Here is a 14,098-nt window from a genome sequence, read left to right as displayed (position 1 = left end):
ATTAGCGGACAACGAGAATCGAGTCATAGACAAAGAACGCACCGTGAGAGTTTCTACCTCCCCACGGAGCGATAGAGGATATAATCAATGAACGCAGTTCCCACCGCCGCAGACCTTGACGTGCCGGTCCCAGAAAGCATCCAGAAGCTCCTTCGCTACCCGAACATCAGCCTTACCAGATTCAACTGCCCACACGACCACTGTTCCAAGCCACTTGCATACACTGGAACCGAACACAACGATATATACGACGACGCTGGCTACCGCATCGGCCACAAAGAGCGTGAAACCTACAAGTGCTTCGCCGGTCACCGAGTCCACGAAACCGGCCCCGAGCGCGACCTCAGCGAGTAGCCACCATCACTCCCTTTTTGCTAACAGAGGGTTTCTACGCCCCCACAACCAGCGAGGGTTGCTCGATATGTCCTGCTACTGTAGTTCATCCGGCATCGATGTCTCGTTCGACGGCCAGCTCCCGATTAGCAACGATGACAGCCTCCTCGTCATCTTCGGCAGCCGTTCGTACGCCCAGCGGGGGCGGGCAGTCGACCTTGCCGAGGAGGTCATCGACGAGATCGAGGACCGCGAGCTGGTGTTCGACGCGATCATCAGCGGTGGCGCGGATGGTGCAGATGACGTAGCCGAAGCCGTCGGCGTGAAGTTGGGCGTTCCCGTCATCGTCTTCAACGTGGGAAAGCCCGCTACCCGCCACGACCTCCGGGCTGGCTTGAGTGACGCACCATACTCCGTCGAGACGGTTGCGTCCTACCAGGGCGATTCAGACGACCCCCGTTCGGGGAAGGGGGCCTACCTCTACCGGAACTGCCTGATGGCAGAGGTCACCGCACAGCACAGCGGAACCGGATTGGCCATCTGGGACGGACAGTCGAACGGCACCCAGCATATGATGGACGCCTGCGAATCCCACGGCGTCTCGCACGAGGTCTACCACTACGACGCCTAACGCCCCATTCCGACCGCCACTGGGGGTTTCTACCGACCCAGTTGAGTGATGCACTATGGAAAGTGAATTCGAAGTCCCCGAGGAAATCCAGAGTATGCTCACAGACGAAGAAATCGAGAACATCGAGTCTCGATCTGGCTGGGCTATCGGCACCGTCCAGTTAATCCGCGACGGCGGTGTCGTCGAAACGCTCGAGACCGTGTTCATCGAACTCTTCAACGGGGAGGGGCGCGCTGGCACCTTCGGCGGCGTCCGATTTATGGCCGCCGTCGACGAGGACAGTAGCCCGAAGTCATTCCGGGAGGCGTACGCCTACGCAACCACAGAAGCAGGACAGCAACAGGGCGGCGACGAGTACCACGTCGTCAGCGAGTATCTCGACCCCGAAGACCCAGACTACGGACAGGCCGCTCCCCCGCAGCGGCACGCGCTTTCGCTCAGTGGCCCTCCCCCGCGCCCGGAGAGGGCGGGCCGCCGCCCGCCCCTCCTCCCCTCCTCGCTCCAAGTGTTCGCTCGGCTGCGCCGGAGGGATACTGTTCTGTTGGGGTGAAGCGTAGCTCACGCTGACTGGAGGGGGGTGGCGGTGGGTTTCTGTCCTCCGAGTTTGGTGAAGGGTTGGCAATGTGGGACGACAAACGCGAACCGATGTTCGCTCCTCTTAGGACAGCCGTGGCTGTCACCGCGACAGCTCCGCACGGGTGTTTTTACTCCCCATTCTGGGTGAGAGGAATCGTTCCAAAATGCAGACGACACTCTTCATCTCGAGTTCCGTTCGCCCGCGTGGTGGCCTGCCCGCCGCAGGGAGGTTTATAATCCCCAAATTGGGTGAAGGGAGTAATCGAGATGCGCGGTGTGCACAGACCTCTGAGGTGCGTCCGGGTCTGGGTGGCCGCGAGCAGTCTTCGTTCCTCAAGCGCATTCGTGGGTTTATATACCCCGATGTGGGTGAGGGGCGAGATGCAGAGTGCGAGCGTCGAACGTCCCTTCAACTAGAGTGAATACCAATGAGCGCAACTGACGACACTCAGAACGGTAGCAACGGCAACGAACTCAACGTCCTCGTCGCGGCCCTCGGTCTCACCGGTAACTCCCGGTACGTTCCAAACGTGGAAGCACTGGCAGACAGGGCAGAGAAGGCCATAAAGTCGATTGCGGGTATCAACGGTCGCCGTGTCGACACCGTGGTCGTTCGCGAGAACTATGAGCTCTGTCAGGTCCTGCAGAATCGGATGGAAGGCGAGGCGCTTCCGGACGTGCAGTACTATGGGATCGACTGGCGGCGACTCCTCGACGACACTGACGAGACTGACTCCGAAGGCAACGTCCTCGCAAAGGGGGTGATGCAGGAGGATGAGAAGCCGGTCGGCCAACTGATGGCTGAAAAGTACGACGACGTCGACGCGGATGGGTTCAACCTCCATGACCGGGAGGACCGGGAAGAAATCGACTACGAGCTCCTTAGCCAGGACCGCATCAACCGTGCGAAGGCGCGTGCCCGCGGCAAGACAGACGAGCGTCTCTACAACGACTACTTCGATTCGGTCCCGACGGTGAGCGAGGCAATCTTCCTCAACGATGGGACGAACCGCGGAATCGCAGCAGTTGAGGCAGCCCGTGGCATCAATCCCTTCGTGAAGTACCCCTCAGAGTGCTCCGGCAGCGTGCTTGAGGTCTCCTGCAACAAGGACGGCGACCAGATCATCGACTGGGCGCGGTACTTGTTGGAGACGGGCAAGGTCGAGGCCGACGAACTCACCGAGACTCAAGAGACGCACCTGCGTGAAACCTACTCTGATGAAGATCTGGAGTACATGGGTCTCAGCGTTGAGGCTGAAGAAGAAGCAAAGGAGCCGGCTGTCGAGCCGAATGCTATGCCCGATCGCGATGAGGTCACTGCTGCCGAAGCGGAAGCCGTGGTCGGTCAGCCGGTGAGCGGGGACTGAGCAGGACGTTCGACGCAGGCTTTTTTTGCTACCGGGACGGAGCGATGCGACCCAGTCGGGTCGCGTTCCACCGCGCCATAAGGCGCGGTCCTCATCGACAGTTTGACTTCGATTCTCACCTGGCTGCTCACTATACCACTCCAAGAGTTTTTATCACCCTACTGGGGCAGAGGCGTTTCAAAATGGCGAGCAACCACACGCACACCTACGACGAACCAATTTCCGATACCAAGTTCCGATGCTCCTGCGGAGCCGTCAGTGACATCCGTTCGATACCCGACGGGGCGCAGCAGATGTCTCACACCGCTTCACCGATAGACACGGGTCGGAAGCAGAAGTGGTGAGCTGACCGCTGCACCAGCGCCGACATCCTCAGCATTTCGGCGACCGAATTGCCCTCCCCCGAGCCCGGAGGGTCGGCCTCCGCCCTCCCCTCCTCCCCTCCTCGCTCCCTACCCGGTCGCTCGGCTTCGCCGGAGTGCAATCCTGTGACTGCCTGACACGATATTTTTACCCCTCACCAACAGGTGAGAGATTCAAAAAATGAATTCAACCACCGACAATGACAGTCCAGTCGACTGCACGCCAGAAGGCGACAAACAGAACGCGGCACTCCCGAGCGGAGAAGTGTTCGACGAATACGGTGTTGTCGACCTCAACCGCAGCTTTCCCAGTGAGCGCAAGGAGTGGCATCCCGAACTGGGACCAGCTGAAGACCACGTCGTAGTCCCGTTCCGCGTCGTTGCTCGTGGATTCCGGTCGCAACGAGCCGCTGAAGCCAACGCAGAACGTCACGAAGAGGAAAACGGCGGGACATTCAGAGCCGTCAGACTGAACGATACGCGCGGCCTCTGATCGGGAGTTTCTAACTCCCAGTTCTATATGAGGTGTATGTGTATCGACCCAGCACCAGCACCACATGACCCCGAAGCGCGAGCGCACGCTCGTCAGAGCGCTGAGCACGGTACCTTTGAGGTCGTCATAATTGACGCCGATGGCGACAAACTGGGGTCGCTCAACGAGACGTTTAGCAACGGCTTCAACGCGAGCGTAACTGCCTACGACAACCAGATTCCTGATCTCGGCATCACTGCCGAGGTTCGCCGCATCGACGAGTAACCGCACCACACCGCCCTACACGGTAGTTTCTATCCCCCCATTTGGGTAGAGGAGTACAAAACGATGTCCGAGAGTCAACGCAGCACGCTCAGTCGCTTCGCCACCAGTACCGAGTCGGACCATGATAGCGACAAGTGGCCTGTTCAGGTCAACGGCCACACTGTCATCCGAGTCGAGCCCCAAAAAGTCGTCTACGGAAGCGTCGATGAAGAGCTTGCCTTCAAATGTGAGGACTGTGATAAACTCGTCCGCATCCCTGATGTTCGTGCCGTCCCTGACCACGAATACGCTGAGAACCGTTTCAACACCATCTCATGTACAACTAACGACGGCATCTTCTCATAACGTATACATCCCTTAGCACACTATGACACGAATTATCTTCACTGTGGACGGAGCGGATATCCAGGCACTCGTCGCTGCTGACGCATTGCTGAATGACTCAGGCCTCGCACCGCTCCTTCAAGCAGCCGGAACACAGGTCATCTCTTCCACAGAAGTCGGAGACGCCTTTACCGGCTCTACCGAGCTTGTGGGAGTGCACATCTCTATCAAAGTCGCCGCTGCTCAGAGCGCTCTGGACAGTATCACCAGAGCCAACAAGCGTGCTGGTTTCCAAATCAAACGGCTTGAGGACCTCGCTTCGACGATTCGCGCGGGACTCACTCAACACAGCAAGCCAGTCGACACCTCTGACGATGTCGAGTGGGTCGCTACATTCGACGGCGCTTCTCGCGGTAATCCTGGACCAGCTGCCGTTGGTGCGACCCTCACGCGAGACGGCAACCGTATCGACAGTACTCACAAGACGATCGGAACAACGACGAACAACGTCGCCGAGTACCGAGCGCTAGAAGCTGCACTTGAACTTGCTTCTGAAAACAGCGTCTCTTCGCTAACCCTTCGCGGAGACTCCCAGCTCATCATCAAGCAAGTCACTGGAGAGTGGAACGCAAACGAGAAGTTAGGCCAGTTACGCGACACTATCCACGACCAACTCTCTGCCTTCACAAACGTTGAGTTCGAGCATGTCAGTCGCAACGACAATCGAGCGGCTGATTCGCTGGCGAACCGAGCGCTTGACGCCTGTGAACCGTAACCATGTAGAGATCTGCCTACGCACTCGTATTTAGACGATAATGCCCTCCCCCGAGCCCGGAGGGTCGGCCTCCGCCCTCCCCTCCTCCCCTCCTCGCTCCTGCCAGTCGCTCGGCTGCGCCAGAGGACATAATGTCCTACTCTGCCCGCTCACACTCAGGATGCCTCTATCGCACTGCCAGGACTGTTTTTAGCCCCCACTTGGGGCAGAGGGGACAAAATGATTGCACTTATCGCAACGGTCATTAACGCCGTTTCCGACAGTTCCGACATCAAAACTGCTGGCGCAGATGAAGCCCCTATCGCTCTCGAAGACGTCAAAACGGAAACGACACTCTCGGACGTCGTCGACATCCACCGGCTATCGAATGAGTTCAATGCTCACTGGACGGCACGCTTCAATCTCTCGCAATCGTCCGAAGATGGGCTGTACGAGACGATTAACATCTCTCATCGGTCGAGCCATATGGAACTGACCGTTGTTCCAGCAGACTACTTAAAACCGACAGGCAAAACAGAACTTTATCTTGATGATTCATCGTTTACAAATTCACGAAAACACGTCAATACCTTCGATACCCTCGATGACGCCATCGAAGAGGTCAAAAGCCGTGCTTATCAGTAATTGGTAGCGCAATTTCTTTATTCAGATGATCCCTGAAACTGAAACAATCAGACCGGATACTGAACAGCGCGCTATCGCGTGATTTCTATGCCCCATTGGGGCGAGGGGCGTCCCACTGAGGGCGTGCCGCCGACCGATTATGAGTAAGAACAAGACGGACAAGACGGCTGCACAGCAGTACAACAACTACCCCGATCCCGACGCCATCGTTCACTTTGGCGACGCCTCGGAGGAACTGGTCGAGCTGATCGAGGAAACGCTGGAGACCTCCGAGTTCCTGTCGACCTCTCGCGACGACCTGCCCGAAACGACGCTGCTTGTTGAGGAGGTCGAAAATGAGTGACGACCACCTGTTCATCGTCGTTGAGGGCGTCGGGCCAGCAGATTTTTCCGAGAACGAGGCGAGTTCCAACAAGCAAGACGAGGCCGTTGCTCTCGCGAACGACATCCATGACCTGATTCGTGAAGAGTACGGTAAGGAGGATATCGAAGGCGTCATTCCGGTGGTCAATTCCGACGCACACAAGCAGATGCAGGCGACTGAACTCTAACCGAAGAGTCTTACCTAACATTCAGAAGTAAGTTTCGTCTGTTAGGTAAGACTCGACTTGTCCCCCTCCTGCTCCGATGCGTAGCTCACATGGTGGGAAGAGATTGAAGAGTTTGTAACTCCCAGTGGAGTGGGGTAAGATCCACTCAAAGCGCACTTCGGCCAGCGAATCTGTAGTGGGTCCAGAAGCGTCAACCCCTTCCAGATCCAGATGATTCCTGTTCACTCTTATTTCATCAGCGCGCTACAGCAGTCGATGGGAGAATTGGACGGTCAATCAGCTTGGATCCGGTTCCGGTCCGTGTGGAAGGGTCGGAGAAGAGGTAGTTTTGTATCCCCCATGTGAGGTGAGGGGGATTCGAGGTAGGTCGTGAAGCCTCGATCAACTAAGTTCATCCCTTCAAGCGAATTGCAGTTAGCTGTCAAGGTGACAACTATGAGTTCCAACGAAGACCCCAACAACGGTAGTAACGATAACGATTCGATCAACGTCCTTGTGCTCGCAACTGGCCTCGTCAAGGCTGAGAGGTACGTCAAGGACTACGCGGCAGTCGCTGAGCAGGCAGTGAAAGGCATCACCGGCATCGAAGCGATGCTCAGTTCAGACGTCGACAAAATCCTGACGCGCGGAAGCCGCGAACTCCAGACTGAACTGGACACGGTAGTCGATACGGAGGTCGATTCGGCATACTTCGGCTGGATCGGCTTCCTCAACGACGAAGCGGAGACTGACGACTCTGGAAACGAGGTCGTCCCCGCTGTGCGTCAAGAAGGCGAGATCGAGGTCGACACTGACCTCGACGATGTCTCGGAACTTCCATGGAGCAAGATCAGCAACGCTCGCATCCAACGCGCCAAGGCGAAAGCGGGCGCGAAAATGAACCACTTCCTGTTCGACGACTACTACGACCAGTTCCCCTCGGTCGATGCGGTCGTCACCCTCAATTGCGGGTCGCACCGTGGGATGAACGAGATCCAGGACTCTCGCGGCTCCAACACCTGGGTCGTTGGTCAGGCTGGACACGTCAAGCAGCTCGTGGACATCAATGTACAGGACGAAATCCTGTATTCACGCCACCTGCTCGACGGCGACGACGACATGACCGCCGACGATCTCCAAGATTCCCAGGTCCAAGAGCTTCGCTCGCACCTGTCTGCGAGTGAACTAGAGGACTACGGAATCGAGACCGCCGCGACGGCGAGCACTGGAGGTGTTCCAGCAAGCGCGGACTGAACGTCACACGCAGACCCCCATATCTGCCCGTCAAACCTGTCGTGCACGGAGTCCCACGTAGCGTTCTACGAGGGGGCTCCATAACACTCCACGCCCATTCGGTCTGAAAATCAACGGAACCATCGACGAGCGTCCCTCTGCATCTCAACGTGACCTCACGATTCACGCCAGCCAACGATGCGGACAATCGCCATCGTCGATCGGCTGGGTTCGACTCCCAGCAGGCCATTCTCTCAGCATCGCACGCATACCATGCCACAACTGGGCACGTCGACTCCAAATCACAGGGGTCCACGCGCTCACGCCCCGCGTCGACGCTTACCCGATACAGAAATTCGGAATACACTCGCCCGACAAGGGTAGCCCTATACGGGCTCGGAGTCCAACCCATCAACCGAGGACGACTCTACCGCGGAGGTCACAGAACACGAGTCGTTCGAGGCCGCCAAAGCCGAAGCGGAGAAACCGAAATCGAACCCAGCTCTTGCTTGAGCCTCACAGGGAGTGGATGCAACGCTACGCCCAGCCCGAATCGGGCAGGAAAACCGATTCGTACGCCATACACGTCCCGTATCCACAACGAAGGCCATGCCCGGCTTCCGGGCCATATGGCCAAGGAGACGCTAAAACCTACGGTATCACTGGATAAGAGGTATCCAGGTAAGTCGGCTGAATCAGACCCACCGCAAAAGCGGTTATCGAACTCGCGTCGACGCGAGGTGCCCTTCGCTTCTTGTAGGGAGGAAGGACATCTCCCAAGGAGTGCAATTTTCGGGGGGTGCCCTTCGTGACACCGTCCAACGTCCGGTGCCCCTCAACACCCGGTGCCCCTCAACACCCGGTGCCCCTCAACACCCGGTGCCCCTCAACACCCGGTGCCCCTCAACACCCGGTGCCCTCCGCTACCCGACAGGGCCTAAAACAACGAGGCCGCCTTCCCGTCGTTAGAGGCCCCTCGGTCAGTATCCCGTGGCTCTTGGATATCAGAGACCCGGCCACTTACGCCCGTTCCCCTGGATCCGTGCAATAGGTGACGTCGAGTGCCCACTACTACTGAGGCTCGCCCTTTCTCATGTTTTGATGTCTTGTGCCACAAGAATCCGTAGAACCTCGGTTTCCGGGTGCCCTTTACTGCCCGGTTCCCTCTGACACAACAAGTCCCGTCAACCTTCCACGTCTGGTGCCCTCCGTTGCTTGGTGCCCCCCATCACAACGGTGGCCGTAGTATTCTAATTCCCGGTGCCCCTCGCTGCCCGGTGCCCCTCGCCGCCTACAGTACCGATCTCTAAAAGCGGATTAGAACTACACCCAAATTTTCCAGTCATCTCCCGACAACCGCAGTTCAACCTTTTCTTCTCGCCGTTGTACGGACCCATCGGCGTCGGTCAGAACAAGCGTGAACGTCAGCGTCACCGACGCCCCGTCCGATTCGTCTTCGACACGCTGCATTTCCTCGATTTCGTACTCGTAGCTTCGAAGGTTCGACAGCGAGCCCTGAGTGTACCTGGAGACAGAGCTGTCGTTATGGAGAAGTTTGTTCGCCGTGTCCGAGTCACCAGCGTACAACGCTTCGTAGAACGTCCTCACCACAGCCTCCGGCTCATTGTTCTCGAGAGAGACAGTCTCTTCTCCCCACTGCGGCGTTCTGTTTTCAGTTGCAGCAGTGGTGTCTTCTTCAGGAGACGACGTCGGCTCCAAGGTTGGCGTCTCTTCTGATGGCGTGTCGGTACTCTCGTCCGTCGGGTCGATCTTGGGGATCATCGAGCAGCCCGCAAGCGTAGTGACTAGCCCGACACCTCCCGCAAGGTACGCTCGCCGTCGCATATTGGTTCTCACCAGCAATTTCTGTCCCCGGCTACATAAACTGAGGTGTGGATTGCTTCCACCCCGACCACATACCGCCTTTCTCTGAGGCCACAGCGCGCCGCTCACGGCGTTCCTCTATCGACACGGGGCAAACTACCTCAACAACCAACAGAAACGCCAACTCCTGCCTTGTGCCCCGCTCGTCGCTCTATAGTTGCCAGCAATCCCTCAGCCTTGGCGATGTTGTTCCACGAATAGAACCAACTTCTGGCAATTCGATGGTCCAGTATGGACAACTCGGCCGTAGCGTCACCATCAGGCGTCGATCTCGATTACAGACTCTCTGAATACGACGTGTCCCAACAATGAGCACAAAAAAAACGACCACTGTGGTGACGGTGCGGACTGGTACGTCTTCGCAGACAGAGTCATCTCAAATACGTCTGTGACGAGAACCATGGCTGGGCGGTTGATCAAGCAAAACCAGACACCGACTACAGCGATAGCAGACGGAGAAACGGCGGCGGTCACTAGCCCATGGAGTGAACGACAGCTGGTTGGTGGTGGGTTTTTGCCCCTCCTCTGCAAGCAGAGCGGTAGATGGGTAGAGAGGCAGCCGAACCCAGCATCCTTACTACATCACCCGGAGAGCATCCATGAGACAAGACAAATTCGTCCACAAGCAGCACGAAGACGACGTTGAGCTAGTCGAACGCCGAGTCGAAGGTCACCCGGTACTCGCGTGGTACGTCGAGCGAGCCTGCCCCCGTGACGACTGCCAGCATCACATCATCGAAGACTTTGAAGTCAGCCACAACGTCGAGCCGTCCATCGACATCGACGAGAAGTTGGACTGCTTTCTCGAAGAAATCGAACTGCCGGTCTTCCACACCTACCACCGGGCAGGTGGGATGGACGAGGGACGGGCAGCCTTCCGGACGATGGAAGAGGCATGTGCGTACATCTACGGGCGGTACGGCGATGGCAGCCGCAGTCCCGGCCCTGGCCAGATTCGGAAGACGTACAGCCGTACGAGCGGGTCGCATACCCAGCACGCTCGGGAGATGGACCATCCGATGGTGTTCGCCATCGTCAACACGGAATCGGGCGAGGCGCTCAAATCGAATCTCGTCCCGAGAGACGACGACGTCCCCAGTTCCGAACCACACTGGCGGAAGTCGGTGATGTATCATCTCGAGAAACACCTGAACCCGGCTGAACACATTGTTCAGTCGCGTCTTGGTGAGTTCGAGTACCACGCCCCCAACTGGTACGAGAAAGATGCCTTGGCGTGGTACGTCGAACAGATTCAGTACTGGGACGTCGTCATCCAGACGCCCCAGTTGCTCCTCGATGATGAGGAGCACGAACGCGCCATTGACCTCGTCGACGAGTACACTCCACCTAAGAATAGATTTTTATCCTCCCAGTGTACCCAGAGAAGTTCTACTTGAATTAGTCCCACATCAGACGTGGAGAACTGATTCAGAGAAATTGAACCTATGTCAACTCATAACAAACCGAGTGGAACCACTGATTCCACCCCAGAATCCGATGACGAACAAACGGTCCAGACGCTACAGGATGTCCAGCCTCAGTTCGACTGTGAGATTACTGTTATCGCTTCAGTCAGGACCGAGAAGAGTATGCGTATCTCCGGAGACGGCCACATCAGTACCGACGAAACCTTCAGGGAACCCGACTGGCTCACCGTCGAGATCGAGACGTATCGCTGTACTGGCTGCTTCGAGGATTATGACACCGAAGCCGAGGCTAAAGCGCACCTTCGGGAGAAGTACGGCCTCTGGCAGAACCGCCACACCCTTCCTGGGATTCCCGGTCAATCCACTGACACACCCGGACTGAAACCCGAGTTCCGAGAGGAGACGGAAATCTCCATTGGAGATTTCTCAATTTCGGGGCGTCTAGACTCCACCGACTGCCTCTTGCTTGTCAAAGACAGTATCGACATCCTCATCGAAACCAGCCGTCGCGAATATTCCATCCCATCGAAGTTCAATTTCGAGTCTTGGGACCCGATTAATGGCGGGCGGTTAACATTCCCGAATGGGAATAAACGAATCAGCAAAGAACAGCTTTCGAGAGCGATCAAGCACCTCTCTCAGGCAAACGGTCCAAGCTATGACGCAGAAGAGTTCACGCTCTACGATCATGGTGATGATCCTTTCCTTCTCGTCGCCTACGGAAAAGGAATCATGATTGCCCCCCGTATCACAGACTGCCCTACTGAGGAATAGCCACGATTAGACAGTCATTCCAATCCCTTACAGCATCATATTGCCGGATTGTTCGAGCAGACACTTGACCAATGTGCTGCGTCATTCGTCAACGCGGAAAACACCGTCCCGCGGTCGATAAAAAAGAATTCACAGATGCCAACATGCCAAGACTGCGGTAACCAGACCGCATTCGAGCACGAAGTGAGTGGTACCGAAACCCGTGTCTATGACCCCGATACCAGCAAGCTAGATGGGGTGGACACTGAATCGCTGAACACCGAATCCGTCACATGCGCGGAGTGCGGTTCATCGAACATCAACCGAGATTCTCGATAGCAATGAGTGCGACAGCCTCTCAACCCCGTCTATTAGAACAGAGTTCTCAACAGCCAGTTGCAGACCGGCTCAACGCAGCCAACAACTGGAATGGCGAATCCCTCGACTCCGTCGCTGTGTTCAAGGAGTACACGACCACCAACGAGGGCGAGTGCGGAACACGACCGCATGTCCTCAACCACCAGGTTCCAATCTCGATCGGAGAAGCGATCCTGACAACGCTCCCGCTTTCTCCCCTGTACCAATATCATCGGAAGACCGAGCAAGTGACGGCTTGGCGGGTTGGTGAAACGTCAAAGGCACTCATCCGACTGGACACTCAAACCCGCACGCTATATCTCCTTCCCGCTCTTGGTGAAACACAGCTAGACGTATTCTGGATGCTGGCTTTCAGCCTTCGGTTCCGTCACCCATTCACGCTGACCTACCTCACAGTATCGACCGTCGAATCGGTGCTATCCATTATCCCTCCGTCATGGCGAGAAGGTGCAGAGGAGCTACTCTACAACCACTTCGACCGAGACACGCCTCGCATGACCTCCAATTAAGTACCAATATTGGCGTCCTCAAAGCACCGGTTGAGGTATATCGGGCCGCACACGGGTTTGCTCCTACTGCTAACATTCGAACGAAACAGCTCCGCGAATGCTTTCCACCAGCCTACGTCAAGAAACTTCAAGAGCAATATCTCGTCTACAGGTGTGATGCGAGTAGAACAAACGGTCGTTGAATACCGAAAATGGACATGCCGCCAACCACAATATGAACGCACTCACAAAAGCGCTCGATGACATTCTCAAGCCGAAGTTCACTCGGTTCAATCGAGGCCGGAAACGGCCAACGAAGCGATCGATCGAACGACTCACCAAAGAATACGGACCTCCTGGCGAAGAAGACCACCATACGGTCACCTACTATCTCGTTGAGGTCGAGCTCGGATACCTTCGCGACCTCAACGCTAATCCACCAACGTACCCTGCTGCCCGAATAACATACCTCTCAGAAGACGGGCGGCTCAACCAATGTGTGATGAAAGCCGTTCCCAACGAAGACGGTAAACTTGAACCAAAAAGCGGGGTCAAGCCAGTTGTCGTTCGTCCTTGGATGGAGGGCACAGCCGCTACCAAGGAGCAGTGGCAGGAGTACGCTCCGATCCTGCATCGGGCTCACGGCTTGTCTCTCTCCCCCAACGAAGAGTAGGTCTTAGAACCGGAAAATCGCTGGACAGATGACGATTGTTTTTATCCCCCTTCCAGCCCGAGGGATACTATGAATAGGAGGAGTACCCGCAAAACCCACTCTCAGAGAGGTGTCCGAATCTATGGTTGACGCAACGTGGTCCCGAACGTGCCCGTGTGGAGCGAAAGTCCGAGTGAACCTACTTGGACAGCACCACCACACCGACTGCGAGCACAACCCGCTCCATCCAGGATGCTGTAGTGATCCTTCCGTCAAACGACTCTGGTACTTCGACGGGTCTGCAGGAACTCGATGCGAGTCATGCGGTGAGACATGGAATGAGACCCTCAGAAAGAAGGTTTCCGCAATGGCGTCCCATCTCGTCGACGATTACAACATCGAGCCCAAAGCACGTGCCGTGATCTACCAGCAGAACCGAAAAGCAATCACACGTAGTATCGGAACACCCCGATAACACTCACAATACAATGGACGACTCACGAAAAGTCGAGATACTGGAAGCACTGATCGATGACTCACTCTGGGGGCTCGTAAGCGTCTCTCCCAGCAGTGATGAAGGTACCATTCTCTACGAGCGAGGGGCCAGTCGTGTTGGCGGCGAACCCGCAATAGAAATCCCTCACGAGAATCCACATCTCGTTGACGAAAGCCAGCAGCAAGATCCGCTCACGGGAGGGGTAGAAAACGTTCCGGGAACCAGCCCGCCACAGAAGTCCTTGAAGGAACTACTCTCCGAGTATGGATGCCTAATGAAACAACGCGACAGCTTCACGTACGTAGTCGTGGACGAGAACGTCGCCTCAAAGCGACCTGCTAAAAACTGAAACAATCGAAGAAAAATATCGATGAGTGAAAGTCAGCGTCAATGGCCGATCAGAACGCGTCAGTAGACCACGAAATTATGTCTTATATTATTTTCGTTGATTCCAGGCTTCTCACTGCTCCATTCAGCAATCTCAGATAATCGGACTTGGCTCATAATC

Annotated in this window: 18 protein-coding genes; 17 read left to right on the top strand and 1 reads right to left on the bottom strand. The window is 56.3% G+C overall.

Translation table 11 applies throughout. The features are described 5' to 3' along the window. Positions 1–87 precede the first annotated feature (87 nt). From ACYJ11_RS18415 to ACYJ11_RS18360, 12 genes are all read left to right on the top strand, one after another. A complete protein-coding gene (locus tag ACYJ11_RS18415; protein WP_461648911.1) occupies positions 88–354 on the top strand; it encodes a hypothetical protein in 267 nt (88 codons plus the stop codon). Between the two features lie 67 nt (positions 355–421). Then, on the top strand, positions 422–964 hold the full coding sequence (locus ACYJ11_RS18410; RefSeq protein WP_461648910.1) for a hypothetical protein: 543 nt from the start codon (positions 422–424) through the stop codon (positions 962–964). A 55-nt stretch (positions 965–1,019) separates the two neighbouring features. After that, positions 1,020–1,514: a hypothetical protein gene (locus ACYJ11_RS18405; RefSeq protein WP_461648909.1), complete on the top strand. Its 495-nt coding sequence runs from the start codon at positions 1,020–1,022 to the stop codon at positions 1,512–1,514. Positions 1,515–1,968: 454 nt separating this feature from the next. Further along, positions 1,969–2,907 (top strand): hypothetical protein, encoded by a 939-nt coding sequence (locus ACYJ11_RS18400; RefSeq protein ID WP_461648908.1) that lies wholly within the window; start codon positions 1,969–1,971, stop codon positions 2,905–2,907. A 543-nt stretch (positions 2,908–3,450) separates the two neighbouring features. After that, a complete protein-coding gene (locus ACYJ11_RS18395) occupies positions 3,451–3,762 on the top strand; it encodes a hypothetical protein (protein ID WP_064289154.1) in 312 nt (103 codons plus the stop codon). A gap of 36 nt (positions 3,763–3,798) precedes the next feature. Continuing rightward, entirely contained in the window at positions 3,799–4,026 is a 228-nt protein-coding gene (locus ACYJ11_RS18390) for a hypothetical protein (RefSeq protein WP_064289153.1), read from the top strand. A gap of 63 nt (positions 4,027–4,089) precedes the next feature. Then, entirely contained in the window at positions 4,090–4,371 is a 282-nt protein-coding gene (locus ACYJ11_RS18385) for a hypothetical protein (protein ID WP_064289152.1), read from the top strand. Between the two features lie 22 nt (positions 4,372–4,393). Next, positions 4,394–5,125 carry a ribonuclease HI family protein gene (locus tag ACYJ11_RS18380; RefSeq protein WP_461648907.1) on the top strand — a complete coding sequence of 244 codons (732 nt, stop codon included), beginning with the start codon at positions 4,394–4,396 and terminating at the stop codon, positions 5,123–5,125. Between the two features lie 219 nt (positions 5,126–5,344). Then, positions 5,345–5,749, top strand: coding sequence for a hypothetical protein (locus ACYJ11_RS18375; RefSeq protein ID WP_064289150.1), 405 nt, complete (start codon positions 5,345–5,347; stop codon positions 5,747–5,749). Between the two features lie 139 nt (positions 5,750–5,888). Beyond that, positions 5,889–6,092, top strand: coding sequence for a hypothetical protein (locus tag ACYJ11_RS18370; protein ID WP_064289149.1), 204 nt, complete (start codon positions 5,889–5,891; stop codon positions 6,090–6,092). Further along, on the top strand, positions 6,085–6,300 hold the full coding sequence (locus tag ACYJ11_RS18365; protein ID WP_461648906.1) for a hypothetical protein: 216 nt from the start codon (positions 6,085–6,087) through the stop codon (positions 6,298–6,300). The genes ACYJ11_RS18370 and ACYJ11_RS18365 overlap by 8 nt, the downstream gene beginning before the upstream one ends. 435 nt (positions 6,301–6,735) lie before the next feature. Continuing rightward, positions 6,736–7,533 carry a hypothetical protein gene (locus ACYJ11_RS18360; RefSeq protein ID WP_461648905.1) on the top strand — a complete coding sequence of 266 codons (798 nt, stop codon included), beginning with the start codon at positions 6,736–6,738 and terminating at the stop codon, positions 7,531–7,533. A gap of 1,302 nt (positions 7,534–8,835) precedes the next feature. Here the strand turns inward: ACYJ11_RS18360 and ACYJ11_RS18355 are convergent. Beyond that, positions 8,836–9,357, bottom strand: coding sequence for an NTF2-like N-terminal transpeptidase domain-containing protein (locus tag ACYJ11_RS18355; RefSeq protein WP_461648904.1), 522 nt, complete (start codon positions 9,355–9,357; stop codon positions 8,836–8,838). A gap of 638 nt (positions 9,358–9,995) precedes the next feature. Here ACYJ11_RS18355 and ACYJ11_RS18350 point away from each other — a divergent pair. The 5 genes from ACYJ11_RS18350 (at position 9,996) to ACYJ11_RS18330 (ending at position 13,939) form a co-directional block, all read left to right on the top strand. Then, a complete protein-coding gene (locus ACYJ11_RS18350) occupies positions 9,996–10,793 on the top strand; it encodes a hypothetical protein (protein WP_461648903.1) in 798 nt (265 codons plus the stop codon). A 192-nt stretch (positions 10,794–10,985) separates the two neighbouring features. After that, positions 10,986–11,597, top strand: coding sequence for a hypothetical protein (locus tag ACYJ11_RS18345; RefSeq protein WP_461648902.1), 612 nt, complete (start codon positions 10,986–10,988; stop codon positions 11,595–11,597). A gap of 320 nt (positions 11,598–11,917) precedes the next feature. Next, positions 11,918–12,463, top strand: a complete 546-nt coding sequence (locus ACYJ11_RS18340) for a hypothetical protein (protein ID WP_461648901.1) — start codon at positions 11,918–11,920, stop codon at positions 12,461–12,463. A 214-nt stretch (positions 12,464–12,677) separates the two neighbouring features. Beyond that, positions 12,678–13,115, top strand: coding sequence for a hypothetical protein (locus ACYJ11_RS18335; protein WP_461648900.1), 438 nt, complete (start codon positions 12,678–12,680; stop codon positions 13,113–13,115). 467 nt (positions 13,116–13,582) lie between these two features. After that, positions 13,583–13,939, top strand: coding sequence for a hypothetical protein (locus ACYJ11_RS18330; protein ID WP_461648899.1), 357 nt, complete (start codon positions 13,583–13,585; stop codon positions 13,937–13,939). Positions 13,940–14,098 lie beyond the last annotated feature (159 nt).

This window comes from Haloarcula sp. H-GB5 (genome assembly GCF_054850705.1).
Note: the sequence above shows the minus strand (reverse complement) of the source record. Positions and strands in the feature narration are given on the sequence as shown.